General features: G+C 72.1%; 28 protein-coding genes and 1 riboswitch. Of the genes, 11 read left to right on the forward strand and 17 right to left on the reverse strand.

Annotated features, from left to right (window positions below; translation table 11 throughout):
• The 4 genes from thiE to HNR57_RS28605 all read right to left on the reverse strand — a co-directional run bounded on the left by thiE (nucleotide 1) and on the right by HNR57_RS28605 (nucleotide 3,028).
• Nucleotides 1–660, reverse strand: coding sequence for a thiamine phosphate synthase (gene thiE / locus HNR57_RS28590; protein WP_184564345.1), 660 nt, complete (start codon nucleotides 658–660; stop codon nucleotides 1–3).
• A 278-nt stretch (nucleotides 661–938) separates the two neighbouring features.
• Nucleotides 939–1,304 (reverse strand): Rv2175c family DNA-binding protein, encoded by a 366-nt coding sequence (locus HNR57_RS28595; RefSeq protein WP_039932287.1) that lies wholly within the window; start codon nucleotides 1,302–1,304, stop codon nucleotides 939–941.
• Nucleotides 1,305–1,403: 99 nt separating this feature from the next.
• The gene (locus HNR57_RS28600) at nucleotides 1,404–2,645 is read right to left on the reverse strand and encodes an NAD(P)/FAD-dependent oxidoreductase (RefSeq protein WP_184564347.1); all 1,242 of its coding nucleotides are present in this window, start codon (nucleotides 2,643–2,645) and stop codon (nucleotides 1,404–1,406) included.
• A gap of 32 nt (nucleotides 2,646–2,677) precedes the next feature.
• Nucleotides 2,678–3,028 carry an avidin-fold protein gene (locus tag HNR57_RS28605; RefSeq protein ID WP_184564349.1) on the reverse strand — a complete coding sequence of 117 codons (351 nt, stop codon included), beginning with the start codon at nucleotides 3,026–3,028 and terminating at the stop codon, nucleotides 2,678–2,680.
• Nucleotides 3,029–3,080: 52 nt separating this feature from the next.
• Nucleotides 3,081–3,192, forward strand: a riboswitch (TPP riboswitch).
• Between HNR57_RS28605 and thiO the strand changes: the two genes are divergently transcribed.
• From thiO to HNR57_RS28630, 5 genes are all read left to right on the forward strand, one after another.
• The gene (gene thiO, locus HNR57_RS28610) at nucleotides 3,190–4,362 is read left to right on the forward strand and encodes a glycine oxidase ThiO (protein ID WP_184564351.1); all 1,173 of its coding nucleotides are present in this window, start codon (nucleotides 3,190–3,192) and stop codon (nucleotides 4,360–4,362) included. Its footprint overlaps the riboswitch before it by 3 nt.
• Nucleotides 4,359–4,559, forward strand: coding sequence for a sulfur carrier protein ThiS (gene thiS, locus HNR57_RS28615; RefSeq protein ID WP_033312700.1), 201 nt, complete (start codon nucleotides 4,359–4,361; stop codon nucleotides 4,557–4,559). The genes thiO and thiS overlap by 4 nt, the downstream gene beginning before the upstream one ends.
• A gap of 2 nt (nucleotides 4,560–4,561) precedes the next feature.
• A complete protein-coding gene (locus HNR57_RS28620; RefSeq protein ID WP_184564353.1) occupies nucleotides 4,562–5,359 on the forward strand; it encodes a thiazole synthase in 798 nt (265 codons plus the stop codon).
• A gap of 93 nt (nucleotides 5,360–5,452) precedes the next feature.
• Entirely contained in the window at nucleotides 5,453–7,390 is a 1,938-nt protein-coding gene (pknB, locus tag HNR57_RS28625; RefSeq protein WP_184564355.1) for a Stk1 family PASTA domain-containing Ser/Thr kinase, read from the forward strand.
• A 61-nt stretch (nucleotides 7,391–7,451) separates the two neighbouring features.
• Nucleotides 7,452–8,330 carry a deoxyribonuclease IV gene (locus tag HNR57_RS28630; protein WP_184564357.1) on the forward strand — a complete coding sequence of 293 codons (879 nt, stop codon included), beginning with the start codon at nucleotides 7,452–7,454 and terminating at the stop codon, nucleotides 8,328–8,330.
• Nucleotides 8,331–8,332: 2 nt separating this feature from the next.
• On the opposite strand, the gene HNR57_RS28635 is transcribed toward HNR57_RS28630, so the two are convergent.
• Nucleotides 8,333–8,983, reverse strand: a complete 651-nt coding sequence (locus HNR57_RS28635) for a sulfite oxidase-like oxidoreductase (protein ID WP_184564359.1) — start codon at nucleotides 8,981–8,983, stop codon at nucleotides 8,333–8,335.
• 176 nt (nucleotides 8,984–9,159) lie between these two features.
• Between HNR57_RS28635 and bfr the strand changes: the two genes are divergently transcribed.
• Complete coding sequence (bfr, locus tag HNR57_RS28640; RefSeq protein WP_184564361.1) at nucleotides 9,160–9,636, forward strand: bacterioferritin; 477 nt, start codon at nucleotides 9,160–9,162, stop codon at nucleotides 9,634–9,636.
• Between the two features lie 9 nt (nucleotides 9,637–9,645).
• Here the strand turns inward: bfr and HNR57_RS28645 are convergent, their stop codons facing one another.
• Nucleotides 9,646–9,879, reverse strand: coding sequence for a (2Fe-2S)-binding protein (locus tag HNR57_RS28645; RefSeq protein ID WP_062931395.1), 234 nt, complete (start codon nucleotides 9,877–9,879; stop codon nucleotides 9,646–9,648).
• A 165-nt stretch (nucleotides 9,880–10,044) separates the two neighbouring features.
• Entirely contained in the window at nucleotides 10,045–11,397 is a 1,353-nt protein-coding gene (locus tag HNR57_RS28650; RefSeq protein WP_184564363.1) for a class II 3-deoxy-7-phosphoheptulonate synthase, read from the reverse strand.
• A gap of 96 nt (nucleotides 11,398–11,493) precedes the next feature.
• Between HNR57_RS28650 and HNR57_RS40935 the strand changes: the two genes are divergently transcribed.
• Together HNR57_RS40935 and HNR57_RS28660 are read left to right on the forward strand one after the other, a co-directional pair.
• Nucleotides 11,494–11,550 (forward strand): trp operon leader peptide, encoded by a 57-nt coding sequence (locus HNR57_RS40935; protein ID WP_078625594.1) that lies wholly within the window; start codon nucleotides 11,494–11,496, stop codon nucleotides 11,548–11,550.
• A 96-nt stretch (nucleotides 11,551–11,646) separates the two neighbouring features.
• Nucleotides 11,647–13,512, forward strand: a complete 1,866-nt coding sequence (locus HNR57_RS28660) for an anthranilate synthase family protein (RefSeq protein WP_184564365.1) — start codon at nucleotides 11,647–11,649, stop codon at nucleotides 13,510–13,512.
• A gap of 52 nt (nucleotides 13,513–13,564) precedes the next feature.
• Here the strand turns inward: HNR57_RS28660 and HNR57_RS28665 are convergent, their stop codons facing one another.
• The 4 genes from HNR57_RS28665 to HNR57_RS28680 are packed head-to-tail and all read right to left on the reverse strand — an operon-like array spanning nucleotide 13,565 to nucleotide 17,379.
• Nucleotides 13,565–14,593 carry a 6-phosphofructokinase gene (locus tag HNR57_RS28665; protein ID WP_184564367.1) on the reverse strand — a complete coding sequence of 343 codons (1,029 nt, stop codon included), beginning with the start codon at nucleotides 14,591–14,593 and terminating at the stop codon, nucleotides 13,565–13,567.
• A 53-nt stretch (nucleotides 14,594–14,646) separates the two neighbouring features.
• Nucleotides 14,647–15,336, reverse strand: a complete 690-nt coding sequence (locus HNR57_RS28670; RefSeq protein WP_184564369.1) for a response regulator — start codon at nucleotides 15,334–15,336, stop codon at nucleotides 14,647–14,649.
• Nucleotides 15,333–16,559: a MacS family sensor histidine kinase gene (gene macS, locus HNR57_RS28675; RefSeq protein ID WP_184564371.1), complete on the reverse strand. Its 1,227-nt coding sequence runs from the start codon at nucleotides 16,557–16,559 to the stop codon at nucleotides 15,333–15,335. Before macS ends, HNR57_RS28670 begins: the two co-directional genes overlap by 4 nt.
• A gap of 28 nt (nucleotides 16,560–16,587) precedes the next feature.
• Nucleotides 16,588–17,379, reverse strand: a complete 792-nt coding sequence (locus HNR57_RS28680; RefSeq protein WP_184564465.1) for a lysophospholipid acyltransferase family protein — start codon at nucleotides 17,377–17,379, stop codon at nucleotides 16,588–16,590.
• A 202-nt stretch (nucleotides 17,380–17,581) separates the two neighbouring features.
• On the opposite strand from HNR57_RS28680, the gene HNR57_RS28685 reads away from it, so the two are divergent.
• Both HNR57_RS28685 and HNR57_RS28690 read left to right on the forward strand, forming a co-directional pair.
• The gene (locus HNR57_RS28685; protein WP_184564373.1) at nucleotides 17,582–18,379 is read left to right on the forward strand and encodes an alpha/beta hydrolase; all 798 of its coding nucleotides are present in this window, start codon (nucleotides 17,582–17,584) and stop codon (nucleotides 18,377–18,379) included.
• Nucleotides 18,372–19,001: a hypothetical protein gene (locus HNR57_RS28690; RefSeq protein WP_184564375.1), complete on the forward strand. Its 630-nt coding sequence runs from the start codon at nucleotides 18,372–18,374 to the stop codon at nucleotides 18,999–19,001. Before HNR57_RS28685 ends, HNR57_RS28690 begins: the two co-directional genes overlap by 8 nt.
• Before the next feature lie 15 nt (nucleotides 19,002–19,016).
• Here HNR57_RS28690 and HNR57_RS28695 read toward each other — a convergent pair whose 3' ends face one another.
• The 6 genes from HNR57_RS28695 to HNR57_RS28720 all read right to left on the reverse strand — a co-directional run bounded on the left by HNR57_RS28695 (nucleotide 19,017) and on the right by HNR57_RS28720 (nucleotide 24,172).
• Complete coding sequence (locus HNR57_RS28695; protein ID WP_184564377.1) at nucleotides 19,017–19,763, reverse strand: endonuclease/exonuclease/phosphatase family protein; 747 nt, start codon at nucleotides 19,761–19,763, stop codon at nucleotides 19,017–19,019.
• Nucleotides 19,764–19,876: 113 nt separating this feature from the next.
• Entirely contained in the window at nucleotides 19,877–20,830 is a 954-nt protein-coding gene (locus HNR57_RS28700) for an ROK family glucokinase (RefSeq protein WP_184564379.1), read from the reverse strand.
• Nucleotides 20,831–20,960: 130 nt separating this feature from the next.
• Nucleotides 20,961–21,461, reverse strand: a complete 501-nt coding sequence (locus HNR57_RS28705; RefSeq protein ID WP_184564381.1) for a DUF5304 domain-containing protein — start codon at nucleotides 21,459–21,461, stop codon at nucleotides 20,961–20,963.
• Nucleotides 21,462–21,565: 104 nt separating this feature from the next.
• Nucleotides 21,566–22,735 carry an ArsA family ATPase gene (locus tag HNR57_RS28710; protein WP_184564383.1) on the reverse strand — a complete coding sequence of 390 codons (1,170 nt, stop codon included), beginning with the start codon at nucleotides 22,733–22,735 and terminating at the stop codon, nucleotides 21,566–21,568.
• 88 nt (nucleotides 22,736–22,823) lie between these two features.
• The gene (locus tag HNR57_RS28715; protein ID WP_184564385.1) at nucleotides 22,824–23,264 is read right to left on the reverse strand and encodes an SRPBCC family protein; all 441 of its coding nucleotides are present in this window, start codon (nucleotides 23,262–23,264) and stop codon (nucleotides 22,824–22,826) included.
• A 110-nt stretch (nucleotides 23,265–23,374) separates the two neighbouring features.
• Entirely contained in the window at nucleotides 23,375–24,172 is a 798-nt protein-coding gene (locus HNR57_RS28720) for a metallophosphoesterase family protein (protein ID WP_184564386.1), read from the reverse strand.
• A 297-nt stretch (nucleotides 24,173–24,469) separates the two neighbouring features.
• Between HNR57_RS28720 and HNR57_RS28725 the strand changes: the two genes are divergently transcribed.
• Entirely contained in the window at nucleotides 24,470–26,266 is a 1,797-nt protein-coding gene (locus HNR57_RS28725; protein ID WP_184564388.1) for an AMP-dependent synthetase/ligase, read from the forward strand.
• Nucleotides 26,267–26,276 lie beyond the last annotated feature (10 nt).

Consider the following 26,276-nt stretch of genomic DNA (forward strand, 5'->3'; position numbering starts at 1 on the left):
CTAGACCTGACGCAGCCGCTTCGCGAACTCGGCCGCCGCGGCCTCCGGGTCATCGGCCTCGGTGATCGCCCGTACGACGACGACGCGCCGGGCGCCCGCTTCCAGGACCTGGTCGAGGTTGCCGAGGTCGATGCCTCCGATGGCGAACCAGGGGCGGTCGGTGCCGAGAGCGGCGGTGTGGCGGACGAGGTCCAGGCCGGGCGCGTGCCGGCCGGGCTTGGTGGGGGTCGGCCAGCACGGGCCGGTGCAGAAGTAGTCCACGCCCTGCTCGACGGCGGCCGCGGCGGCCTCGGACTCGGCGTGGGTGGAGCGGCCGATCACGATGTCGTCGCCGAGGAGTGCGCGGGCTGCGGGGACCGGCAGGTCGCCCTGGCCGAGGTGCAGGACGTCGGAGCGGGCGGCGTGCGCGACGTCCGCCCGGTCGTTGACCGCGAGCAGCTTGCCGTGCCGGGCACAGGCGTCGGCGAAGACGGCCAGGTGCTCCAGCTCCTCACCGGCCTCCATGCCCTTGTCCCGCAGCTGCACGATGTCGACCCCGCCGGCCAGCACGGCGTCGAGGAACGCCCCGAGGTCGCCCTGCCGCTTGCGCGCGTCGGTACAGAGGTAGACCCGGGCGTCGGCGAGCTGGGCCCGGGCGGTGGCGGCGGCGGTGCCGGTCATGCGTGTCCCCCTGGGTGTCGTGGCGTACGGGCCGGTGGCCCGTACGTGCGCCGGCGGCGTGCGGGAGCGCACGCGCGGGTACCGGCGGCGTGCGGCGCGGGAGCGCCCTGTCCCGCTGCGAAACGCCTCGGGCACCCTACGCCTGCCAACGGGTCCCGCCGCGACGCGCGCAGTCGCCCCCGGGCCGTGGCCCCCTCGGGTCACGGCCCCACGTCGGGCGGCTGTTCAGGTCCGGCTCCGCTCGCACGGCACCGGACGGTTGTCCGGTCGGGGCCGGGTCAGACCGCGAGCGCCTGGGCGCGGCGCTTCACCTCCGTGCCGCGGTTCTCACTGAGCGCCTGCGCGGGCGTGCCGGGCAGGCTGGGGTCCGGGGTGAAGAGCCACTCCAGCATCTCTTCGTCCGTGAAGCCGTCGTCCCGCAGGAGCGTCAGGGTCCCGGACAGGCCCTTGACGACCTTGTCCCCGTCGATGAAGGCGGCGGGGACGTGCAGCGCGCGGTTCTCACCGCGGCGTACGGCGATGAGCTGGCCCTCCTTGACCAGCTGCCGCACACGCGTCACCTCGACGCCGAACTGTTCGGCGATGTCGGGGAGGGTGAGCCAGGCGGGGACGAGAGCATCGATCTTTGCGTCAATCTCGGTCACGGAAACCAGCCTGCCATCTGCCACTGACAGTCGGAAGTCGGCCCGGTCCACGCGGGCGGACGCGTCGGGCCCGGGCGGCTCCGCGAGAGCGTCGGAGCCTCAGGCCGTCGCGGCCTTCATGGGCCTGGCCGGATCCGCCAGCAGCACCGGGTTCATCGCGGTACCCGACTCGATCAGGCGGCGGCCCTGCGCCAGGTCCCGGGGCCGGCCCACCGCCAGCAGCGCGACCAGCCGCTCACCGCGTAGCCAGCAGACCGTCCAGGCCGGTCCGGCGGGGTCGCCCCGCCACAGGATCGTGTCCGCGGCCGCGTGGTGCCCCGCGTACTGGACGAACCGCCCGAACTGCTCGGACCAGAAGTACGGCACCGGGTCGTACACCGCCGGTGTCTCTCCCGTGGCCCGGCCGACGATGTTCACGGCGACCGTGCGCGGCCCCTGGAGGGCGTTGTCCCAGTGGTGGACCAGCAGGCGCTCGCCGTAGCGGCCCGAGGGGAAGGAGGCGCAGTCGCCGACGGCGTACACGTCGGGCACGGACGTGCGCAGATGCTCGTCGGCCACGATCTCGCCGTGTGGGCCGATATCGATCCTGGAGCCGGCCAGCCAGGCCGTCGCGGGGCGGGCGCCGATGCCGACGACGACCGCGCCCGCGGGCAGTCGCGAGCCGTCGTCCAGGAGTACCGCGCCCTTTTCGACGCGCTCCACGCGCGCGCGGGTCCGCAGCGCCACGCCCGCGTCGGCGTACCAGCCGGTCATCGGGGCGGCGACCTCGGCGGGCAGCGCTCCGGCGAGCGGCCGTTCGGCGGCCTCCACCACGGTCACCGCGCACCCCGCCTCGCGGGCGGCCGTGGCGAACTCGGCACCGATCCAGCCCGCGCCGACGACCACGATGTCGTGCTTGCGGGCCAGCACCGGCCGCAGCCGCTCGGCGTCGTCCAGGGTGCGCAGCAGGTGCACGCCGGGCACGCCCTCCGCGCCGGGCAGCCGGACCGGTTCGGCGCCGGTCGCGACGACCAGGACGTCGTACGGCACGGGCCCGTCCTCGGTGTCGAGCTCGTGGTCGGCGGGCCGCAGGCCCAGCACCTCGCAGCCGAGGCGCAGTTCGACGCCCAGGGCTTCGAAGTCGACGTCGAAGGCGGAGCCCTCGGACTTGCCGAGCAGGACGGCCTTGGACAACGGGGGCCGGTCGTAGGGCTGGTGGGGCTCGGCGCCGAGCAGGATCACGTCACCGGTGAAGCCGCGCTCGCGCAGGGCGACGGCGGTCTGCACCCCGGCCATGCCCGCACCCGCCACGACGACGCGCCGCGGCGCGGACGAACCTGGTTCCTGCGTCTGCTCGCTCACCTGATCACCATAGACACCTGACGAATTGTCAGTCAGTGCTCGTGCGCCGTGACCTGCTCCACAACGCTCGTGCCGCTGCCCGGCTGGGACTCCCACTCCCAGGTCTCCTCCAGCCGCACCCGCCCGTCGGGCAGCTCCACGACCGCCGACACGCAGTGCCCGGAGGAGGTGGTCCCGTCCCGCTTGAGCTGGACGTACCGGAAGTCCAGCCGGTCACCTTCCCGGGTACCCACGAGATGCCCGCGTACGACGTCGCCGCCCGTGTACTCGGCCCAGATCTCGCCCTCCCGCTCGTGGTAGGTGAACCGGGTGCGGGTGCCCACCTGGCCCGGTGCCTGGTCGGCGACCGGGGCGAGGACGAGACCGTCGAGGGATCGGGCCATGGGCGGAGGCTCCCTTACTGCGGCACGGGGCATCGGGCTAGGGTGGCCAACGTAAAGCACTCGCGGGAGCCCGGACGCACCGGGCTGAGAGGGAGGCTGGCGGCCTCCGACCGTACGAACCTGATCCGGGTCATGCCGGCGAAGGGAGGGGCTGGACGCCCATGTCGGCTACGTCCACATCGTCAGACGTCCTGGTCATCGGGGGCGGAATCATCGGCCTGGTCACGGCCTGGCGGGCCGCGCAGCGCGGGTTCGCCACGGCCGTCGTCGACCCCGAGCCGGGCGGCGGGGCCGCTCAGGTCGCGGCCGGCATGCTGGCCGCCGTCACGGAACTGCACTACGGCGAGCAGACCCTGCTCGGCCTGAACCTCGCCTCCGCCCGGCGCTACCCGGACTTCGCCGCCGAGCTCACCGAGCTGACCGGCCGGGACCTCGGCTACCGCCGCTGCGGCACGCTCGCCGTCGCCCTGGACGCCGACGACCGGGCCCACCTGCGCGAACTGCACGCCCTGCAGCAGCAGTCGGGCCTGGAGTCGCAGTGGCTGTCCGGGCGCGAGTGCCGGCGCCTGGAGCCGATGCTCGCGCCGGGCGTGCGCGGCGGGCTGCGGGTCGACGGCGACCACCAGATCGACCCCCGGCGGCTGGCCGGTGCCCTGGTCGCCGCCTGCGAGCGGGCGGGCGTGGTCTTCCACCGGGTGTGGGCGGAGCGGCTGACCGTCGTACGGGACCGGGTCACGGGTGCCGTCCTGGCCGACGGGACCGCCGTGGCCGCCGGGCAGCTGGTGCTCGCGGGAGGCAGCCTCAGCGGGCGGCTCGCCGGGGTCCCGGAGGACGTGCTGCCTCCCGTGCGGCCGGTGAAGGGGCAGGTCCTGCGGCTGACGATGCCGCCCCGGCACGGGCCGTTCCTGAGCCGGACCGTGCGCGCGGTGGTGCGCGGCAGCCACGTCTACCTGGTGCCGCGCGAGAGCGGCGAGCTGGTCGTCGGGGCCACCAGCGAGGAGCTGGGCTGGGACACCACCGTGACCGCGGGCGGTGTGTACGAGCTGCTGCGGGACGCGCACGAGTTGGTGCCGGGCATCACCGAGCTGCCGCTCACCGAGACCCGGGCCGGGCTGCGGCCCGGCTCCCCCGACAACGCGCCCCTGCTCGGCCCGACCGGCCTGGAGGGCCTGCTGCTGGCCACCGGGCACTACCGCAACGGCGTCCTGCTCACGCCGGTGACCGGGGACGCCCTGGCGCACGCCCTGGCCACGGGTGAACTCCCGGAGGAGGCCCGGCCCTTCACCCCGAAGCGTTTCAGTACCGCCACCGCACTCACGGAGCAGCCCGCATGAACATCTCCGTCAACGGCGAGCCCCGGGACGTCCGGCCCGGCACCGCTCTCGACACCGTCGTGAGGTCGCTCACCGCCTCGCCCTCGGGCGTGGCCGCCGCCCTCAACGAAACCGTCGTCCCGCGCACGCAGTGGCCCGCCACGCCCCTTTCCGAGGGAGACCGTGTGGAAGTCCTCACGGCCGTCCAGGGAGGCTGACCATGGCCGACGATCCGTTCGTCCTCGGCGGTACGTCCTTCACGTCCCGTCTGATCATGGGCACGGGCGGGGCGCCCAGCCTCGACGTGCTGGAGCGGTCGCTGGCCGCGTCCGGGACGGAGCTGACGACGGTCGCGATGCGCCGGGTGAACGCCTCGGTGCACGGCTCGGTGCTGTCCGTCCTGGACAAGCTCGGCATCCGGGTGCTGCCCAACACGGCCGGCTGCTTCACCGCCGGCGAGGCCGTCCTCACGGCCCGCCTCGCCCGCGAGGCCCTCGGCACCGACCTGATCAAACTGGAGGTCATCGCCGACGAGCGCACGCTGCTGCCGGACCCGATCGAGACGCTGGAGGCGGCCGAGACGCTGGTCGACGACGGCTTCACGGTGCTGCCGTACACCAACGACGACCCCGTGCTGGCGCGGAAGCTGGAGGACGCGGGCTGTGCGGCGATCATGCCGCTCGGCTCGCCGATCGGCTCCGGTCTCGGGATCCGCAACCCGCACAACTTCCAGCTGATCGTCGAGCACGCGCGCGTGCCGGTGATCCTGGACGCAGGTGCCGGTACGGCCTCGGACGCGGCCCTGGCGATGGAACTGGGGTGCGCGGGCGTGATGCTCGCCTCGGCGGTGACGCGGGCCCAGGAACCCGCGCTGATGGCCGACGCCATGCGGCACGCGGTGGAGGCGGGGCGGCTGGCGTACCGGGCCGGGCGGATCCCCCGGCGGCATTTCGCGGAGGCGTCGTCGCCGACGGAGGGAATGGCCGCCCTGGACCCCGAACGGCCCGCCTTCGCATAGTCGCTCGTCCACACGTCACAGGTCGGCTGCAGTCGCGCCCCGAAATCGGGCGGGGCGGGAGAGCTGTCGGTGCCGGCTCGTACACTCGCCTGCGTGGACACGACCCTTCAGGACCCCTTGGTCGGGCAGGTGCTCGACGGCCGGTACCGCATCGACGCGCGGATCGCGGTCGGCGGGATGGCCACGGTCTACCGGGCCGTGGACACCCGGCTCGACCGGGTCCTCGCGCTCAAGGTGATGCACCCCTCGCTCGCGGTCGACGCCTCGTTCGTCGAGCGGTTCATCCGCGAGGCGAAGTCGGTGGCCCGGCTGGCCCACCCGAACGTGGTGCAGGTCTTCGACCAGGGCACCGACGGCTCGTACGTGTACCTGGCGATGGAGTACGTCGCGGGTTGCACCCTGCGCGACGTGCTGCGCGAGCGCGGGGCCCTGCAGCCGCGCGCCGCCCTGGACATCCTGGAGCCGGTGCTGGCCGCGCTGGGCGCCGCCCACCGCGCCGGGTTCGTGCACCGCGACATGAAGCCCGAGAACGTCCTCATAGGGGACGACGGCCGGGTCAAGGTCGCCGACTTCGGTCTGGTCCGGGCGGTGGACACGGTGACGAACACCACCGGCACCGTCCTCGGCACGGTCTCGTACCTCGCCCCGGAACAGATAGAGGACGGCACCGCCGACACCCGCGTCGACGTGTACGCGTGCGGCGTGATGCTGTACGAGATGCTGACCGGCGACAAGCCGCACGACGGGGACTCCCCCGCCGTGATCCTCTACAAGCACCTGCACGAGGACGTGCCCCCGCCCTCGGCCGCCGTGCCCGGTCTGGCGTACGAGCTGGACGAGATGGTGGCCTCCGCGACAGCCCGCACCCCGGCCGTCCGCCCACACGACGCGGTGGCGCTGCTCGCGCAGGTCCGCGACGGACGCGGCCGGCTGAGCGAGGACCAGCTCGATGCCGTGCCGCCGCAGGCGCTCACGGTGGACCACGACAACGGCGACGACCGGACGACCGTGATCCCGCGCGCCCTGACCACGCCGCGCCCACTGCCGGTGAACGAGGACGACGAGGGCTCCGGTGCCGCGCTCGACCGCACCAGCCGGTTCGCCTCCCCGCCGCCGCCCCCGCCGTCCCGGCGCCGCCCGGGATCCCGGCGCGGACCGGCGGCGATCATCGTCGCCGTCCTGCTCGTGCTGGGCGTCGGTGCCGGTGTCTGGTACATCAACTCCGGCCAGTTCACCGAGGTCCCGCCCCTGCTGGCGAAGACCCAGGAACAGGCCGAGAACCGGCTGCGGGACGCCGGTCTCGAACTCGGCAAGGTCGAGCACGCCTACAGCGACACCGTGGAGCGCGGCCAGATCATCAGCAGCGACCCGAAGGCCGGGGCGCGCATCCGTGGCAACGACTCGGTGAGCATCACCGTCTCCGACGGCCCCGAGACCGTGCGGGTGCCGGCTCTGGCGGGCCAGAAGCTGGCCACCGCGCGGGCCCGGCTGAAGGAGGGCGGGCTGGAGCCGGGCATGGTCACGCGGGAGTTCAGTGAGGACGTGCCGCGCGGCTCGGTGGTCTCCGCGAGCCCGGCCGACGGCACGAAAGTGCGGGCGGGCACGGCCGTCGCGCTGGTCGTCAGCAAGGGCAGCCCCATCGACATCCCCGACGTCACCGGCTCGGACGAGGCCGACGCGAGGTCCGAGCTGACCGAGGCCGGGCTCAAGGTGAAGATCGCCACCGAGCGGGTCAACTCCTCCGAGTACGACAAGGGCCAGGTCGTCCGGCAGACGCCGGCACCCGGCGGCACGGCGGCCGAGGGCGACACCGTGACGCTGACGCTGTCGAAGGGCCCCGAGATGGTCGAGGTCCCGGACGTGGTCGGCGACAGCGTCGACGACGCCCGGCAGGCGCTGGAGGGCGCCGGGTTCCAGGTCGACGAGGACCGCGGTCTGCTCGGCCTGTTCGGCGACGAGGTCAAGAGCCAGTCCGTCGACGGCGGCGCGACCGCGCCCAAGGGCTCGACGATCACCATCAAGATCAGGTGAGGGGCCGCCCGGGCGGAGGCCCGTGGACGGGGCAGGGCCGGACGCATGACACCCTGAACGGGTGAACCATCAGCTGTCCGGCCCCTCCCGCAACCCCGTGGGCGGCCACGTCCCCGTGGCCGGCGGGCTCCACTCCGTAGGCCTGTCGTACGCCCGTGACCTGAAGGCGGAGGCCGTCCAGGTCTTCGTCGCCAACCCGCGCGGCTGGGCCACGCCGACCGGCAACCCGAAGCAGGACGAGGCGTTCCGCGCGGCGTGCGCGGACGGGTCGGTCCCGGCCTATGTGCACGCCCCCTACCTGATCAACTTCGGCTCGCACACCGAGGCGACCGTGGAACGCTCGGTGGAGTCGCTGCGGCACTCCCTGCGGCGCGGGCGCGAGATCGGGGCGCTCGGCGTGGTCGTGCACACGGGCAGCGCGACCGGCGGCCGGGAGCGGTCCGTGGCGCTGAAGCAGGTCCGGGAGCACCTGCTGCCGCTGCTGGACGAGCTGACCCGCGACGACGACCCGTTCCTGCTGCTGGAGTCGACCGCCGGCCAGGGCGCCTCGCTGTGCTCGCGGACATGGGACTTCGGCCCGTACTTCGAGGCGCTGGACGCCCACCCGATGCTCGGCGTGTGCCTGGACACCTGCCACATCTTCGCCGCCGGGCACGACCTGACCGGCCCGAGCGGCATGCACCGGACACTGGACCTCCTGGTGGACACGGTCGGCGAGGGCCGGCTGAAGCTGATCCACGCCAACGACTCCAAGGACGTGGTGGGCGCCCACAAGGACCGGCACGAGAACATCGGCGTCGGCCACATCGGCGAGGACCCGTTCCGTGCCCTGATGACCCACCCCGCGACTGAGGGCGTGCCGCTGATCGTCGAGACGCCGGGCGGCAAGCAGGGGCACGCGGCCGACGTGGAGCGGCTGAAGAAGCTGCGCGACGGCTGACGTCAGAGGTCGGGGCCGTCCCCGGGTTCCTCCTGGTACGAGTAGCGCTGCTCCCGCCAGGGGTCGCCGATGTTGTGGTAGCCGCGCTCCTCCCAGAAGCCCCGCCGGTCGGCGGTCATGTACTCCACGCCGCGCACCCACTTGGGGCCCTTCCACGCGTAGAGGTGGGGCACGATCAGGCGCAGCGGGAAGCCGTGCTCGGCGGTGAGGAGTTCGCCGTCCTTATGGGTGGCGAAGAGGACCTGCTCGTCGGCGAAGTCGGACAGCCGCAGGTTGGAGCTGAAGCCGTACTCGGCCCACACCATCACATGGGTGACGTCGTCGGCGGGCGGGGCGAGGTCGAGGAGCGTGCGCGCGGGGATGCCGCCCCACTCGGCGCCCAGCATGCTGAACTTCGTCACGCAGTGCAGATCGGCCACAACGGTGGTGTGGGGCAGTGCCGTGAACTCCTCGTGGGTCCAGCAGTGCTTGCCGCCGCCGGCGGTGGCGCCGAAGACCCGGAACTCCCAGCGCTCGGGCCGGAACTTGGGGACGGGCCCGTAGTGCGTGACCGGCCAGCCGCGTTGCAGCCGCTGTCCCGGGGGCAGCTCCGGCTGCGTCGCTCCTGCTGGATCGCGCCCTTCTCCCGATTGGTGTTCCAGCGGCTGACCCATGACTCCATCCTGACAGACCCCGGGTGATGCCCCTGACCGGGCTCACTTCGAAAAGGGACAAACTCAACTAAGCATGCCCTTACTTACTAAGTGGAGACTTACTGGACGATCTTCGTCACCAGTGGAATCATGCGGCGCAACCTGCCAGTTCCCCCCGCGCGGAAGGAGCCTCTGCGATGCAGGGCGACCCCGAGGTCCTCGAATTCCTCAACGAGCAGTTGACCGGCGAGCTGACGGCGATCAACCAGTACTGGCTGCATTACCGGATCCAGGACAACAAGGGCTGGACCAAGCTCGCCAAGTACACGCGTGAAGAGTCCATCGATGAGATGAAGCACGCGGACAAGATCACCGAACGCATTCTCATGCTGGACGGCCTGCCGAACTACCAGCGGCTCTTCCACGTACGGGTCGGCCAGACGGTCACCGAGATGTTCCAGGCGGACCGGCAGGTCGAGGTGGAGGCGATCGACCGGCTCAGGCGCGGTATCGAGGTGATGCGCAGCAAGGGCGACATCACGTCCGCGAACCTCTTCGAGTCGATCCTGGAGGACGAGGAGCACCACATCGACTATCTGGACACGCAGCTGGAGCTGATCGACAAGCTCGGTGAGGCGCTGTACATCGCGCAGCAGATCGAGCAGCCGAGCTAGGGCCTGCCGTCAGGCGGCGTCTTCCAGCTCCGTGAGCACCGGCTCGCCCCGGTCGGCCAGGTCGCGGCGAGGGCAGGCTCCCCTGCCCAGGATGGCCTGGATGCGGCGCACACAGGACCCGCAGTCCGTGCCCGCCTTGCAGGCGGAGGCTATCTGGCGGGGGGTGCAGGCGCCGCCGTCCGCGTGCTGCTTGACCTGCTGCTCGGTGATCCCGAAGCAACTGCAGACGTACACGCGGTTCACCTCCGACGGGTCGTTCTCAGATGTGCCGTCCCCGTTGATCGGTGAGGCTAACCTAACCTTACCCGTCGGGTCCGGAGCGCAAAAGTGGAGAGGGGCGCGGATCGTGTGATCCGCGCCCCAGTCCCTGCCCCGGTAACAGGCGGACCCGTCACTGGTCCCTGTACATCACTGGTCCCGGTACATCTCGGCCACGAGGAACGCCAGGTCGAGCGACTGGCTGCGGTTGAGCCGCGGGTCGCAGGCCGTCTCGTAGCGCTGGTGCAGGTCGTCGACGAAGATCTCGTCGCCGCCGCCGACGCACTCGGTGACGTCGTCGCCGGTGAGTTCCACGTGGATGCCGCCCGGGTGGGTGCCGAGGGCCTTGTGGACCTCGAAGAAGCCCTTGACCTCGTCGAGCACGTCGTCGAAGCGGCGGGTCTTGTGCCCGGAGGCCGCCTCGAAGGTGTTGCCGTGCATCGGGTCGGTCACCCAGGCCACGGTCGCGCCGGAGGCGGTGACCTTCTCGACCAGCTCGGGGAGCTTGTCGCGGACCTTGTCGGCACCCATCCGGACGATGAACGTCAGCCGGCCCGGCTCCCGCTCGGGGTCGAGGCGCTCGATGTACTGCAGCGCGTCCTCGGCGGTGGTCGTCGGACCCAGCTTGATGCCGATGGGGTTGCGGATCTTCGAGGCGAACTCGATGTGCGCGTGGTCCAGCTGCCGGGTGCGCTCACCGATCCACACCATGTGCCCGGAGACGTCGTACAGCTGCCCCGTGCGCGAGTCGACCCTGGTCAGGGCGGACTCGTAGTCGAGGAGCAGCGCCTCGTGCGAGGCGTAGAACTCGACCGTCTTGAACTCCTCCGGGTCGGCCCCGCAGGCGTGCATGAAGTTCAGCGCGTTGTCGATCTCGCGCGCCAGCTGCTCGTAGCGCTGCCCCGAGGGGGACGACTTCACGAAGTCCTGGTTCCAGGCGTGCACCTGGCGCAGGTCGGCGTAGCCGCCGGTGGTGAAGGCGCGCACCAGGTTCAGCGTGGAGGCCGACGCGTGGTACATCCGCTTCAGCCGCTCGGGGTCCGGGATGCGGGCCTCTTCGGTGAAGTCGAAGCCGTTGACGGAGTCACCGCGGTAGGTCGGCAGCGTCACGCCGTCGCGGGTCTCGGTCGGCTTGGAGCGCGGCTTGGAGTACTGGCCGGCGATGCGGCCGACCTTCACGACCGGCACGGACGCGGCGTACGTGAGCACGGCGCCCATCTGGAGCAGCGTCTTCAGCTTGTTGCGGATGTGGTCGGCGGACACCGCGTCGAAGGCCTCGGCGCAGTCGCCGCCCTGGAGGAGGAACGCCTCTCCCTTGGCGACGGCCGCCATCCGGGCGCGCAGCTGGTCGCACTCGCCCGCGAAGACGAGCGGCGGATACGACTCGAGGTCCGCAACGACTGCGCGCAGAGCCTCGGGGTCGGGGTACTCGGGCTGCTGCGCCGCGGGCAGGTCTCGCCAGGTGTTGCCAGCGGAGGCGCTGGTCTTAGCGTTCACGGTCACGACCCCAACATTACGGGGTCGTGTCGGGCGTCCTGACCCATGACCAGCAATTGAGACACCCCGAACACCCCTCGGACATGGGGTAGGGTGCGTCGCATGTTCGCGCATTCGACCCAGACCTGGTGGTGGACCGCTCATCCGGCGGCCCGCTGACTGCGCGTACTCAAGACTTCGCGAAGGCCGCCCGAGGGGCGGCCTTCGGTGTTTCCCGGGGTCCGTTCCTCTCTCACCGAGATGGAGCACGGACCCATGAACCTGCTCGGCTTGCTGGACGACCCCCGTCCGTTCGCCCTGCTGCGCCGCCGCACCCCGGGCCACGACCAGGAACGAGTCGAGGTCCTGATCGGCCCGGTCGCCCCGCACGAGCGCCTCGCCGACCTCCCCGACCGGAGCCTCGCGCTGGTGCCCTTCCGGCAGATCCGCGAGCGCGGCTTCGACGTCCGCGACGACGGCACGCCCCTGCTGGCACTCACGCCCCAGGAGTCGTACGACGTCCCGCTGGCCGACGCACTGAAGCAGCTCCCGGCGCACGACGTACACGTCGAGGGCGGTGGTTTCGACGTCGCCGACGAGGAGTACGGCGAGATCGTCGGACGTGTGCTGCGGGAGGAGATCGGGCGGGGCGAGGGCGCGAACTTCGTGATCCGCAGGACGTACGAGGGAGAGATCCCCGGGTTCGGACGGGCCGACGCGCTGGCCCTGTTCCGCCGGCTGCTGGAGGGCGAGCGGGGGGCGTACTGGACGTTCGTCGTGCACACCGGGGACCGCACGCTGGTCGGGGCCAGCCCCGAGGTGCATGTGCGGATGTCCGGCGGCACGGTCGTCATGAACCCGATCAGCGGCACCTACCGCTACCCCGCCGAGGGGCCCACGCCCGAGCACCTGCTCGACTTCCTCGCCGACGGCAAGGAGATCGAGGAGCTGTCGATGGTCGTCGACGAGGAGCTCAAGATGATGTGCACCGTCGGCGACATGGGCGGGGTCGTGATCGGGCCCCGGCTGAAGGAGATGGCGCACCTCGCGCACACCGAGTACGAGCTGCGCGGGAAGTCCTCGCTGGACGTGCGGGACGTGCTGAGGGAGACGATGTTCGCGGCCACCGTCACCGGCTCGCCCGTGCAGAACGCCTGCCGGGTCATCGAACGGCACGAGGCCGGGGGGCGGGGGTACTACGCGGGTGCGCTGGCCCTGATCGGCCGGGACTCCGGCGGCGCCCAGACCCTCGACTCCCCGATCCTCATCCGCACCGCCGACATCTCCTGCGACGGGCGGCTGCGCGTTCCGGTGGGCGCCACGCTCGTGCGCGGGTCCGACCCGCGGAGCGAGGTCGCCGAGACCCACGCGAAGGCGGCGGGTGTCCTGGCGGCCCTGGGCGTACGGCCCGGAAGGCCTCGCGAGGAGTCCGTGCGGCCGCGGCTGGCCGACGACCCCCGGGTGCGTGCCGCGCTCGACGGACGCCGCTCCTCGCTCGCGCCCTTCTGGCTGCGGATGCAGGAGCGCTCCGCGGAACTGACCGGACACGCCCTGGTCGTCGACGGTGAGGACACCTTCACGGCGATGCTCGCGCACGTGCTGCGCGCCGGCGGCCTGGAGGTGAGCGTGCTGCGGTACGACGAGCCGGGGCTGCGGGAGGCGGTGCTCGCACACGAGGGACCCGTCGTGCTCGGTCCAGGACCGGGCGACCCGTCCGACCTCGCCGATCCCAAGATGCGCTTCCTGCGCGGCCTGACCGCCGAGATGATCCGGAGCGAACGGCAGGGCGTGCTGGGGGTCTGCCTCGGGCACGAGCTGATCGCGGCCGAGCTGGGGCTGGACATCGTCCGGAAGGAAGTGCCGTACCAGGGGGCGCAGACGGAGATCGAGCTGTTCGGGCGGCGGGAGACCGTCGGCTTCTACAACAGCTTCGTGGCGCGCTGCGACGACGAGGCGGCGGCCGAGCTGTCGGCGCACGGGGTCGAGGTCGCGCGCGCCGCGAACGGGGAGGTGCACGCGCTGCGCGCTCGCGCCTTCGCCGGGGTGCAGTTCCACCCCGAGTCGGTGCTGACGCTGAACGGCGCGACGGTGGTGCGCGAGCTGGTGGCGCAGGTGCGCGGCACGGGCGCGCCCTCGGTCTGACACGGATCCGGCCGGGGCCGTTCGGCCCCGGCCGGCCCCGGGCGCCGGGCCGTCAGCCGAAGAACACCCCGACCTCCTCGTACAGCGCCGGATCCACCGTCTTCAGGCGGGAGGTGGCGTCCGCGATGGGGACGCGGACGATGTCGGTGCCGCGCAGGGCGACCATCCGGCCGAAGTCGCGGTCGCGGACGCAGTCGATGGCGTGCAGCCCGAAGCGGGTGGCGAGCCAGCGGTCGAAGGCGCTGGGGGTGCCGCCGCGCTGGACGTGGCCGAGGACCGTGGTGCGGGCCTCGTTGCCCGTGCGCTTCTCGACCTCCTTGGCGAGCCACTCGCCGACCCCGGACAGCCGGACGTGCCCGAACGAGTCCAGCGACTGGTCCTTGAGGACCATGTCGCCGTCCTTCGGCATGGCCCCCTCGGCGACGACCACGATCGGCGCGTACGACGCCCGGAAGCGGGAGGTCACCCAGGTGCATACCTGCTCGACGTCGAAGCGCTGCTCGGGGATGAGGATGACGTTGGCGCCGCCGGCCAGGCCGGAGTGCAGGGCGATCCAGCCGGCGTGCCGGCCCATCACCTCGACGACCAGGACGCGCATGTGGGACTCGGCTGTGGTGTGCAGCCGGTCGATGGCCTCGGTCGCGATGCCGACGGCGGTGTCGAAGCCGAAGGTGTAGTCGGTGGCGGACAGGTCGTTGTCGATCGTCTTCGGCACGCCCACGCAGGGCACGCCGTGCTCGTCGGAGAGGCGGGAGGCCACGCCCAGGGTGTCCTCCCCGCCGATGGTGATCAGCGCCTCGACCTCCAGCTCGCCGAGGGTCCGCTTGATCCGGCCGATGCCGTCCGCCACCTTCAGCGGGTTGGTCCGCGAGGAGCCGAGAATCGTGCCGCCGCGGGGCAGGATGCCGCGCACGGCGGGGATGTCGAGACGGACGGTGGAGTTCTCCAGGGGTCCTCGCCAGCCGTCCCGGAAGCCGGTGAAGTCATAGCCGTACTCCTGCACGCCCTTGCGGACGATGGCCCGGATGACGGCGTTGAGGCCGGGGCAGTCGCCGCCTCCGGTCAGTACTCCGACGCGCATGGAACAGTCCCTTCGCCGCAGGTGCCTGACGAAGGGTCAGTGTGACGGGCGTCTCACTCGTCGTCGAGGCCGCGCTCTATCGCGTACCTGACCAGTTCCACGCGGTTGTGCAGCTGGAGCTTGCCGAGGGTGTTCTGGACGTGGTTCTGCACCGTGCGGTGGGAGATGACCAGGCGTTCGGCGATCTGCTTGTAGCTCAGGCCCTTGGCGACCAGCCGCAGCACCTCCGTCTCGCGGTCGGTGAGCCGGGGCGCCTTGGGTTCGTCGGTGTCGGGGGCGGGGGCGGGCTCGGAGGCCAGACGGCGGTACTCGCCGAGGACCAGCCCGGCGAGGCCGGGGGTGAAGACCGGGTCGCCGACGGCCGTGCGGCGGACCGCGTCCTGGAGCTCGCCGGTGGAAGCCGACTTCAGCAGGTAGCCGGTCGCGCCGGACTTCACGGCCTCCAGGACGTCGGCGTGCTCGCCGCTCGCGGACAGCACGAGGACACGCAGCGCGGGGTTCTCACCGACGACCTCCTTGCAGACCTGGACGCCGGGCTTGCCGGGCAGGTTCAGGTCGAGCACGAGGACGTCGGGCGCGGCGGCCTTGGCGCGGCGTACGGCCTGGTCGCCGTCGCCCGCGGTGGCGACCACCTCGAAGCCCGACTCGGACAGGTCGCGGGCGACGGCGTCGCGCCACATGGGGTGGTCGTCGACGACCATGACCTTGATCGGGTCCCGCCGGTCCTCGGTGGTGTCCGTCATCGCTGCTCCGCCTTCCCCCGTGTGTCCGTCACGTCCTTCGGTACCTTCAGCTCGACCTCCGTGCCCTGGCCCGGCACCGAGATCAGTTCCGCGCTGCCGCCGAGGTCGCGCAGCCGGCCGCGGATGGAGAGGGCGACGCCGAGCCGCCCCTCGCCCTCGGCCTGGTCGAGCCGCCCCTCCGGGATGCCGGGGCCGTCGTCCCGGACGGTGACGATCACCTCGTCCGGCTCGTCCTCGACCAGGATCCACGCGCGCGCGTCCTGACCGGCATGCCGGCGGACGTTGTCCAGGGCGGCCCCGACGGCCGCGGCGACCTCCCGGGCGGCGGCCGGCGCCAGCGGCACGGGCGCGCCGGGCTCGGCGAGACTGACCCTGGCCCCGGCGTACGGCGCGAGCAGGGCGCGCAGGTCGACGGGGCCGCTCGGCTCGGGCTCCTCGTCGACGGCCCGGACGAGGGCGCCCTCGGCGGCGTCCTCCGAGACCCGGGAGACGGGCACCAGCCCGCCGGAGACCAGGGTGCGCAGCGCGACCTCCTGCTCACCGGCCATCCGGCCCAGCTCGGCCGCCTCTCCCCCGAGCACGGCCCCGCGGCGCTGCACCATCGCCAGCACCTGGAGCACGCTGTCGTGGATGTCCCGGGCGAGGCGCTCCCGCTCCCTCGTGGCGGCCTCGATCTCCAGGGCGCGGGCGAGGGTGCGCTCGGAGGCGCGGGCGACCTCGACGACGTAGCCGATGGCCACGGAGGCGATGCAGACCAGGATGACGTTGTGGACGGTGTCGCGGGCCGGGCTGCCGCGCTCGACCAGGTTGGCGACGGCCACGAGGCCGGAGGCGAGGGCCGCCCAGCGCCAGCCGCCCTTGATGGCGAAGGCGAGGACGGCACCGGCGGTCCATATCGAAGGCAGGGTCGGCCCGCCCGCCTGGACCCGCTCGTGGGCGTCGGCGACCGGCGTGAGCAGGATGCCGGTGACGGCGATGGTGAGGTCGGCGGCGAGGAACCACTTGGTGCAGCGGGCGGCGTTCGCGACGCGGGGCAGCGTGGCCAGGGTCCACACGCAGAGCACGGCGAAGTAGGCGACGGCGATCCAGGGGCGGGCGAACTCGTCGTAGGCGGTGGCGAACAGGCCGACCGCGTACAGCATCGTGAGCACCCGGTACCCGGTAAGGGCACGCCACAGCGGCTGCTCGACCGACATCCTCATGACTCGCTCGCGCTTGGCCATCTCCCCCGCCCCCCGACCCGAGCCCCGGCTAGGGCTCGGTCCGCCGCCGCTCCTGCTCGGCCTTCTCCTGCTTTTCCTTCTCGGCCTGTTCCTTCTCGGCCCGCGCGAGAGCGGCCCTGGCCGCCTTCTCGGCTTCCTTCTCCGCCTTCGCCGCTTCCGTGAGCTGCCGCTTCATGGCCGTGGCGTACATGTCGACGTACTCCTGGCCGGAGAGGTTCATGATCTCGTACATGACCTCGTCGGTCACCGCGCGCAGCACGAACCGGTCGTGCTCCATGCCCTGGTAGCGGCTGAAGTCCAGGGGCTTGCCGATCCGGATGCCGGGCCGCATCAGCTTCGGCACGACCTTCCCGGGAGGCTGGATCTTCTCCGTGTCGATCATGGCGACCGGGATGACCGGCGCGCCCGTCGCGAGCGCCACGCGCGCGAGGCCGCCCGGCTTGCCCCGGTAGAGCCGCCCGTCGGGCGAGCGCGTGCCCTCCGGGTAGATCCCGAACAGCTCACCGCGCTCCAGCACCTCGACGCCGCTCTTGATGGCGGCCTCGCCCGCGCCGCGCGCACCGGAGCGGTCCACGGGAAGCTGCCCGACCCCCTTGAAGAAGGCGGCCGTCAGCCGTCCCTTCACGCCGGGCGTGGTGAAGTACTCGGCCTTCGCGATGAAGGTGACCTTGCGGTCGAGGACGGCGGGCAGGAAGAAAGAGTCGGAGAACGACAGGTGATTGCTCGCCAGGATCGCAGCGCCCTCGGCGGGTACGTTCTCCAGGCCCTCCACCCAGGGTCTGAAGGCGAGCTTCAGCGGACCCCCGATGGTGACCTTCATCGCGCCGTACAACAACCGAGTGCCTCCTGTATGTGTCGATCAGACCTTAACCCGGAGCGCCGTCAAAGGCGCCGACGGCCCTGGTCGGTGTCAGTGCGGTCGCGTACGGTGAAGGTCCCGCGAACGCCGTGCGACCCCTTCCATGACGTTCCGTGACATTCCGTGATCGTGCCAGTCCCTTCTCACGACCAGGAGGCCGAAGGTGCCGGTCCTTGCCGGAGCCGAGCCGTTCCACCACGAGGGCGGAGAGGTCGCCGTCCTCCTCTGCCACGGCTTCACCGGATCACCGCAGTCGCTGCGCCCCTGGGCGGAGCACCTCGCCGAGCACGGCCTGACCGTCTCCCTGCCGCTGCTGCCCGGCCACGGCACGCGCTGGGAGGACCTGCGGATGACCGGCTGGCAGGACTGGTACGCGGAGGTGGACCGCGAGCTGCGTCTGCTGTGCGAGCGCCGCGAGACGGTCTTCGTCGCCGGTCTGTCCATGGGCGGCGCGCTGGCCCTGCGGCTGGCCGCCAAGCACGGCGACGCCGTCCGCGGTGTCATGGTCGTCAACCCCGCGAACAAGGTGCACGGCCTGGCCGCGCACGCCCTGCCGGTGGTGCGCCACCTCGTCCCCGCGACGAAGGGCATCGCCAGCGACATCGCCAAGCCGGGCAGCAGGGAGCTCGGCTACGACCGGGTGCCGCTGCACGCGGCGCACTCGCTGCGGCAGTTCTTCCAGGCCACCGACGGCGAGCTGCCGCAGGTCACCCAGCCGGTGCTGCTGATGCGCAGCCCGCAGGACCATGTGGTGCCGCCCGCCGACTCGGCCCGGATCCTCGGCCGTATCTCCTCGACGGACGTGAAAGAGGTCATCCTGGAACAGAGCTACCACGTCGCCACGTTGGACCATGACGCGGACCGGATCCACGAGGAGAGCCTCGCGTTCATCGGCCGCATCGCGTCCGGCCTCGGCAAGGAGCCCGGGCTCGGCAAGGAAGGGACGACCGCAGGTGGCTGAGCACGACTCCGACCGCGAGGGCCGGGAGCCGGAGGAGAAGGGCGTCCCCTTCGACGAGGAGGCCGCCTGGGCGGCGATCGTCGCCGGGTACGGCGAGGAGCCGCCGGACCCGCCGGGCGCAAAGCCCTTCAAGTCGGTCGAGGACCTGGCCCTGCCGGCGGCCGGGACCAACGACGCCGGGATCGACGGCGACCGCGGCGACACGGCCGTGAAGTCCGGGGACACCGTCAAGCCGGCCGAGCCGCAGGAGACCGAGGAGCCCGGGGACAAGGCCGTGAAGCCCCTGGGCGGCTCCGTCTCGTTCGCGCCGGGCGTCGGCCCGCGCGACTACACCACGCCCGAGCCCGCCGAGGACGACTTCGACGAGGACGACGAGGGCCACTTCGTGCCCCCGGAGCCGCCTCCGCTGCCCACCGGCGACCCGACCGCCAAGTTCGCCTGGCTCGGCGTACTCGGCGGGCCGGTGCTGCTCCTGCTGGCCGTGCTGCTCGGCTGGGACATGACCTGGTGGCTGGCCACGCTGGGGATCGGCGGGTTCCTCGGCGGGTTCGCGACGCTGGTGATGCGCATGCGCACGGACGACGAGGACGACGACGACCCCGGGCGGGGTGCGGTCGTGTAGTGCCTGCCGGGGGCACTAGGAAGCGGGGACTCTGAGGGCGGCCAGGACCGGAAGGTGGTCCGTGGCCGCCCTCAGGTCCGCGTCGGACACCCCCGGCAGGCCGGAGGGCACACCGCAGCCCAGGACCTCGATGCCCTTCGTCACGAAGATCGCGTCGATGCGCTGGTAGGGGTCGGCGGGCGTCCAGGTGTGCTCGCCTCCCCAGGGAGCCGCGGCCCGGCAGTCGGTCAGGCCGGCGGTCAGCCGGCGGAAAGCCGGGCCGTCGGGGCGTTCGTTGAGGTCGCCGCCGGCGATCAGGTGCTCCACACCCATGCCGGCGAGCCGGTCCAGGAGCATGCCGGACTGCTCGTAGCGCTCGTCCCTCTGGAGGGACAGGTGGCAGCTGAGCACGCCGAGGCGGGCACCGGCGATGCGGACGACCGCGGTGGCGAAGCCGCGGCGGTGCAGACCGGGGGTGGGCGGCAGGAGGATGTCCTCCGTGCGTTCGACACTCGCCCGGAGCGAGCTGAGGATGGCCGGTCCGGTGGTGGTGGCTCCGCCGGTGACGATCACGAGGTCGGAGGCGAGGGCCAGGCGGGCGAGTTTCTTGCGCCAGCGGAAGAAACGGGGGGCTTCCTGGATGAGGACGAGGTCGGGCTCGCACGCCCTGATGACCCGGGCCAGGGCGTCGGTGTCGTCGCGCATGGAGCGGATGTTGTAGCTGAGGACCCTGATGACTGCGGAACCGTCGGGTTCTGTACGCGAGTTGGGGAGCAGCGACATGTGATCAATTTACGCCCCATGGGTCGGGGCGCGGGGATTGTGCGCGAGTGCCGGTTGTCCGTGGCTCGTCGCGCGGTTCCCCGCGCCCCTGAGGCGCGTCCCCTGAGGGCGTTTTACATGATCGGGTCGGGTTCCCTCGCCAGGTCCGCCGCGCCCACCAGGCCTGCCTTGTTGCCCAGTTCCGCCGCGCGGACCTCGGCCACCGGGCGCCAGTTGCCGCCGACCAGCCAGCGCTTGTAGGACTTGCGGATCGGGCCCAGGACCAGTTCGCCCTCGTCGGAGAGACCGCCGCCGACGATGAACGCGGAGGGGTCGAAGAGGGAGGCCAGGTCGGCGAGGCCCGCGCCGACCCAGCGGGCCAGCTCGCGGTAGGAGTCGACGGCGACCCGGTCGCCCTGGCGGGCGGCCATGGAGATGTGCTTGCCCTCGATGCCGTCGGGCGTGCCGTTGCCCAGGCCGAGCAGGGTCTCGGCGTTCTCGGGGGTGGCGTTGGCGCGCTGCTTGGCGTACCTCACCAGGGCCCGGCCCGACGCGTACTGCTCCCAGCAGCCCTGCGAACCGCAGCCGCACAGCAGGCCGTCCGGCACCATGCGGATGTGACCGAACTCGGCGGCCACGCCGAAGTGCCCGCGGCGCAGCTTGTTGCCGATGATGATGCCGCCGCCGAGGCCGGTGCCCAGGGTGATGCAGATGACGTTGCGGTGGCCCTTGCCGGCACCGAACTTGTACTCGCCCCACGCCGCCGCGTTCGCGTCGTTCTCCACGACCACCGGGAGGCCGACGCGGGCCTCGACCTTCTGCTTGAGCGGCTCGTTGCGCCAGTGGATGTTGGGCGCGAAGTAGACCTCGGAGCGCTGCCGGTTCACGTAGCCGGCCGCGCCGATGCCCACGCCGACGATGTCGTGACCGACGCGTGCGCCGTCCACCGCCGAGGCGATGGCGTCCACGATGCCCTCAGCCGTGCCCGGGGTCGGCACCTTGTGGGTCGAGAGGATGTTGCCTTCCTCATCGACCACGCCGGCCGCGATCTTCGTGCCGCCGATGTCGACGCCGATGGTGAGTCCCATGAATCCCTCAGTTTCGGTCGAGCCCCGCTACGGATAACGGTACCCGAGGCCCTGCCGTCGGGTCGGCGGTCGTCCGTACGGTGGGCACCCCCGGCGGGCCGCGCCGGGCCCGCCGCTCGACCGGGGGGACTCAGTCCAGGTCGATGCGCTCCCCGGGGCCGGCGTCGTCGCCGCCGTCCCGGCGTCCACCCTGGTCACGGGGGTCGTCCTGATCGTCGCGGCCGGTCCAGCGGCGCTCCTGGGCCTGGACGGCGGAGCGGTAGGCGGCGAGCAGTTCGTTCCCGGCCGCCGCCAAGTGGTCGAAGACGTCCGGGTTGCGTTCGATGACGGGTTCCACGGCGTCCTTGGCCTGCTGGACGACCTGCCGGACGACCTGCTGCGCGGCGGGCCCCGCGACCGCGCCGAGCAGCGGGGACTGAACACCGGACAGCTTCTCCGCGACGGCGTCGACGAGCTTCTTCAGCTCGTCGGCCGCGGAGCCCGGCGGCGTGCCGTACTGGGTGCGGCGGCGGGCCTTCTCCGCCTGGAGGTCCTCGGCGCACGCGGTCGCCCAGGCGTCGGCGTCGCTCGCCCGCACCTCGTCCGCGGCCTCTTCGCGGGCGGCGTCGGACGGGGGGAGCTCTTCGCTCATGACGGACTCCTGACTACGGTTCGTCCTTACGACGTTACCCGAACGGGCGTACCGCGTTCACGGGCCGGGGCCGGCCGTTCCTCCCCGGTCCGGCGCCCGCCTCGTCACCGGGGCTGCGGCCACAGCCCGGGGTCGGGCACGAAGCGGATCCGCAGCTCGCCCTCGCGCAGGGCCGCCCCGTCGACGGTGCAGCGGCGCAGCGCGGAGGGCAGCGGGACGATCCGCCTGAACCGCCCGGCCGTGACGACGAGTTCGTCGCCGCGCCGGACGAGGTCCAGTTCCTCGCGTATGGCGCCGGGCAGCGGGATCCGCCAGACGAGGACGCCGTCCTCGCCGAGCCGGTCGGTCACGGGCCAGTCGGCCGCGGGGGGCGCCGGCCGGACGCCGGGCACGCCGAGCGCGGTGAGGTCGTCGGTGCCGCGCGGGTCGTGTCCGAGGTGGTGGACGGTGCGGACGTCGTACGACTCCCGCCACTCCTCCATTGATTTGCGCTGCTGGGCGACCGGGCCGGCGAGCCAGGTGTCCGGGGACGCCTCGGGCAGGACGCGGTTGGCGATCACGACGTCGGTGCGCAGACCGCGCAGGGCGAGGCCGAGACGGGCGGTGCGCAGCGCTTCGGCACCGGCCGGGCCGGGCTCGGCGACCAGGCGGACGACGGTGTCGCGGTCGGCGACGACCGCTTCGACGGCGGCCAGTTCCAGGTCCCAGCGGCCGGCCGTCTCGTAGAGCCACTCGGCGGGCATGGGGACTCCGGCGAGGCGGCCCAGGACGGGGCGCAGGGCGCGGGCGGCCTGCCGTTCGGGCGGGAGCAGCCGGCGCAGGTAGCGGCGGAGTTCCTCGGGCAGGGCGAGCAGGGCGAGGGCCTGCGGGGCCGGGGGGAGGTCGACGACGAGGGTGTCGTACTTCTCCGACAGCGCGGCGTCGCGCAGGGCGCGCAGCAGGGCGAGTTCCTCGGCGCCGGGCAGGGGGGTGAGTTCCTCGGGGTCGAGGCGGGAGGCGCCGAGGAGGTCCAGGGCGGTGGAGGCGCGGTCCTGGAGTGCGGTGAGGTCCCTGCGGAAGTCCTGGGCGGCGTCGGGACGCCAGGCGGTGAGGTGCGGGGCGGCTTCGACCGGGGCCGGGCCGGTCTCCACCCCCAGTGCGGCACCGAGGGTGTCCGTGCGGTCGGTGCCGAGGACGAGGGTGCGGGTGCCCTCGGCGGCCGCGGCCAGGGCGGTCGCGGCCGCGAGGGTGGTACGGCCGCTGCCGCCGGGGCCTGTGATCAGGATGGTGCGCATGAGGTCGAACGTACCTCGGGGCGGCCGACCGGGGGCGCGGGGCTGTTCTGAAGATGCGGCTCCGCCGCGTGGGCGCGACCGGCCACGACTACTTGCCCGCTTCGACCCGCTTCTTCAGCCCCGCCAGCGCCCGGTCGATGATGACCTTCTCCGCCTTGCGCTTGATCATGCCGAGCATGGGGATCTTGACGTCCACGGTCAGTACGTACGTGACCTCCGTACCCCCCGAGCCGGCCGGCTTGAGGATGTACGAGCCGTCCAGGGAGCGCAGCATCTGGGACTTCACCAGCGTCCAGGACACCTCGTTCTCGCCGGTCCAGGTGTACCCGAGGATTTGGTCGTCCTTGATCGCCCCCGCGTCCATGACGAGGCGGACCTGCTCGGCGCGGCCGTCGGCGTCGGTCTTGAGGACCTCCGCCTCCTTCACCTCGCCGGTCCAGTCCGGGTAGCGGGCGAAGTCGGAGATCACCGCCATGACGTCGGCCGGGGCGGCCTCGATGGTGATGCTCGAGCTGGTGTGTTCCGCCATCGCCGTGGCTCCTCCAGATAGGGCCGGTAAGACGTCGTCCTGCGCACGTGTGTGCAGCGTGAAGGCTACCGCGCACGGGGCTCGCGGATCTCACCCGACCTGGGACGTCCTCACCACTCCAGCGCCCACGGGGTCCCGGTCGCCGCGAAGTGCCCCACGTTCACGCACTCGGTCGCCCCGATCCGCATCCTCTTGACCAGCGGCTGGTGGACGTGCCCGAAGAGGGAGTAGCGGGGCCGGGTGCGGCGGATGGCGTCCAGCAGGGCCCGGCTGCCGCGCTCGAAGCGGCGGGCGACGGTGTCGTAGACCAGCTCGGGGACCTCGGGCGGGATGTGCGTACAGAGCACGTCGACCTCGCCGACGGCCTCGATCTTCGCCGCGTACTCCTCGTCGCTGATCTCGTACGGCGTCCGCATCGGGGTGCGCAGGCCGCCGCCGACGAAGCCGAAGACGCGGCCGCCGATCTCGGCGCGCTCGCCGTCGAGGACGGTCGTACCGGGGCCCGCGTACTCCCGCCACAGGGGCGGCATGTCGACGTTGCCGTAGGTGGCGTACGTAGGAGAGGGGAACGCGGCGAACATTTCGGCGTACTGCTTGCGTACCGCCTCCTCGATCACCGTGGCGCGGTCCTCCTGGAGGCCGGCCCACAGCTCGGCCCCGAGCACCCGGGCCTCCTCGAAGCGGCGGGCCGTGCGCAGCGCGACGAGGCGATCGGCGTTCTCGACGCCGAAGAGGTCGGGGAAGATGCCGCGCGAGTGGTCGGCGTAGTCGAGGAAGAGGACGAGGTCGCCCAGGCATACCAGGGCATCTGCGCCCTCGCCGGCCCTGGCCAGGTCGCGGGCGTTGCCGTGCACGTCACTGATCACGTGGACGCGCGTCCGGTGGTTTCCGACTGGTGTGGGTGCCATGACGATCAAGCGTAGGTCGAGCGCTGCACTTGTGAACAGTGGCGGCCCTACCTGTGGTTACTGGCCAGTCAGTTAGCCCGTGGACTACTGTGCGCGAAGGAATACCCAACTGTGTGACGCAGCGAACATCTCGACGGGACCCCCTGTCGAAGAAGCCATACCGGCGGGTAACGTCCGGGCCGTCCAGTCGTGCTCTGCATTTCAACAAGTGAATGCGCGAGCACCTCCCCGAGCCTTGGACCGCACCGTCGCAGCACACACCGTCGTGGCGCCGGCGCCCTATGAGGAGCAGCAGTCTTGCGCGAGTTCAGCCTTCCGGCTTTGTACGAGGTCCCTGCGGACGGAAATCTGACCGACATCGTCCGCAGAAACGCCGCGCAGCACCCGGACGTCGCCGTCATCGCCCGCAAGGTCGGCGGCAGCTGGCAGGACGTCACCGCCACCACCTTCCTCGCCGAGGTGCACACGGCGGCCAAGGGACTGATCGCCGCCGGGGTCCAGCCGGGCGACCGGGTGGGCCTGATGTCCCGCACCCGTTACGAGTGGACGCTGCTGGACTTCGCGATCTGGAGCGCGGGCGCGGTGACCGTGCCGGTGTACGAGACCAGTTCGCCGGAGCAGGTGCAGTGGATCCTCGGCGACTCGGGCGCGACCGCCTGCGTGGTGGAGTCGCAGGCCCACGCGGCCGCGGTCGAGTCGGTGCGCGACGGGCTGCCGGCGCTCAAGCACGTGTGGCAGATCGACGGCGGCGGCCTGGATGAGCTGGGCCGGCTCGGCCAGGACGTCACGGACGAGACGGTCGAGGAGCGCGGCTCGTTCGCCAAGGCCGACGACCCGGCGACGATCGTCTACACCTCCGGCACCACGGGCCGTCCCAAAGGCTGTGTGCTCACCCACCGCAGCTTCTTCGCCGAGTGCGGCAACATCGTCGAGCGGCTGCGTCCGCTGTTCCGCACCGGCGAGTGCTCGGTGCTGCTCTTCCTGCCGCTCGCGCACGTCTTCGGCCGGCTGGTGCAGATCGCCCCGATGATGGCGCCGATCAAGCTGGGCACGGTCCCGGACATCAAGGACCTCACCGACGAGCTGGCCGCGTTCCGCCCGACGCTGATCCTCGGTGTGCCGCGCGTCTTCGAGAAGGTCTACAACTCGGCGCGCGCCAAGGCCCAGGCCGACGGCAAGGGCAAGATCTTCGACAAGGCCGCCGACACCGCGATCGCCTACAGCAAGGCGCTGGACACCCCCTCGGGCCCGTCGTTCGGCCTGAAGATCAAGCACAAGACGTTCGACAAGCTCGTCTACAGCAAACTCCGGGCGGTCCTCGGCGGCCGGGGCGAGTACGCCATCTCCGGCGGCGCCCCGCTCGGCGAGCGCCTCGGCCACTTCTTCCGCGGCATCGGCTTCACGGTCCTGGAGGGCTACGGCCTGACCGAGTCCTGTGCGGCCACCGCGTTCAACCCCTGGGACCGGCAGAAGATCGGCACGGTCGGCCAGCCGCTGCCCGGCTCGGTGGTGCGGATCGCCGACGACGGCGAGGTGCTGCTGCACGGCGAGCACCTGTTCAAGGAGTACTGGAACAACCCCGGTGCGACCGCGGAGGCGCTGGCCGACGGCTGGTTCCACACCGGTGACATCGGCACCCTCGACGAGGACGGCTACCTCAGGATCACCGGCCGCAAGAAGGAGATCATCGTCACCGCGGGCGGCAAGAACGTCGCCCCAGCCGTGATCGAGGACCGCATCCGGGCGCACGCCCTGGTCGCGGAGTGCATGGTGGTGGGCGACGGGCGGCCGTTCGTCGGCGCGCTGGTCACCATCGACGAGGAGTTCCTGGGCCGTTGGTGCTCCGACCACGGCAAGCCGGCGGGTTCCACCGCGGCGTCGCTGAGCGAGGACCCGGACCTGCTGGCCGCGATCCAGGCGGCGATCGACGACGGCAACGCCGCGGTGTCGAAGGCGGAATCGGTGCGGAAGTTCCGCATTCTGTCCTCCCAGTTCACGGAGGAGTCGGGCCACCTGACCCCCTCGCTGAAGCTGAAGCGGAACGTGGTGGCGAAGGACTACGCGCACGAGGTCGAGGCGATCTACGCCAAGTAGTGCGCGTGCG

The sequence above is a fragment of the Streptomyces paradoxus genome, assembly GCF_014202475.1.
Lineage (GTDB): Bacteria > Actinomycetota > Actinomycetes > Streptomycetales > Streptomycetaceae > Streptomyces > Streptomyces paradoxus.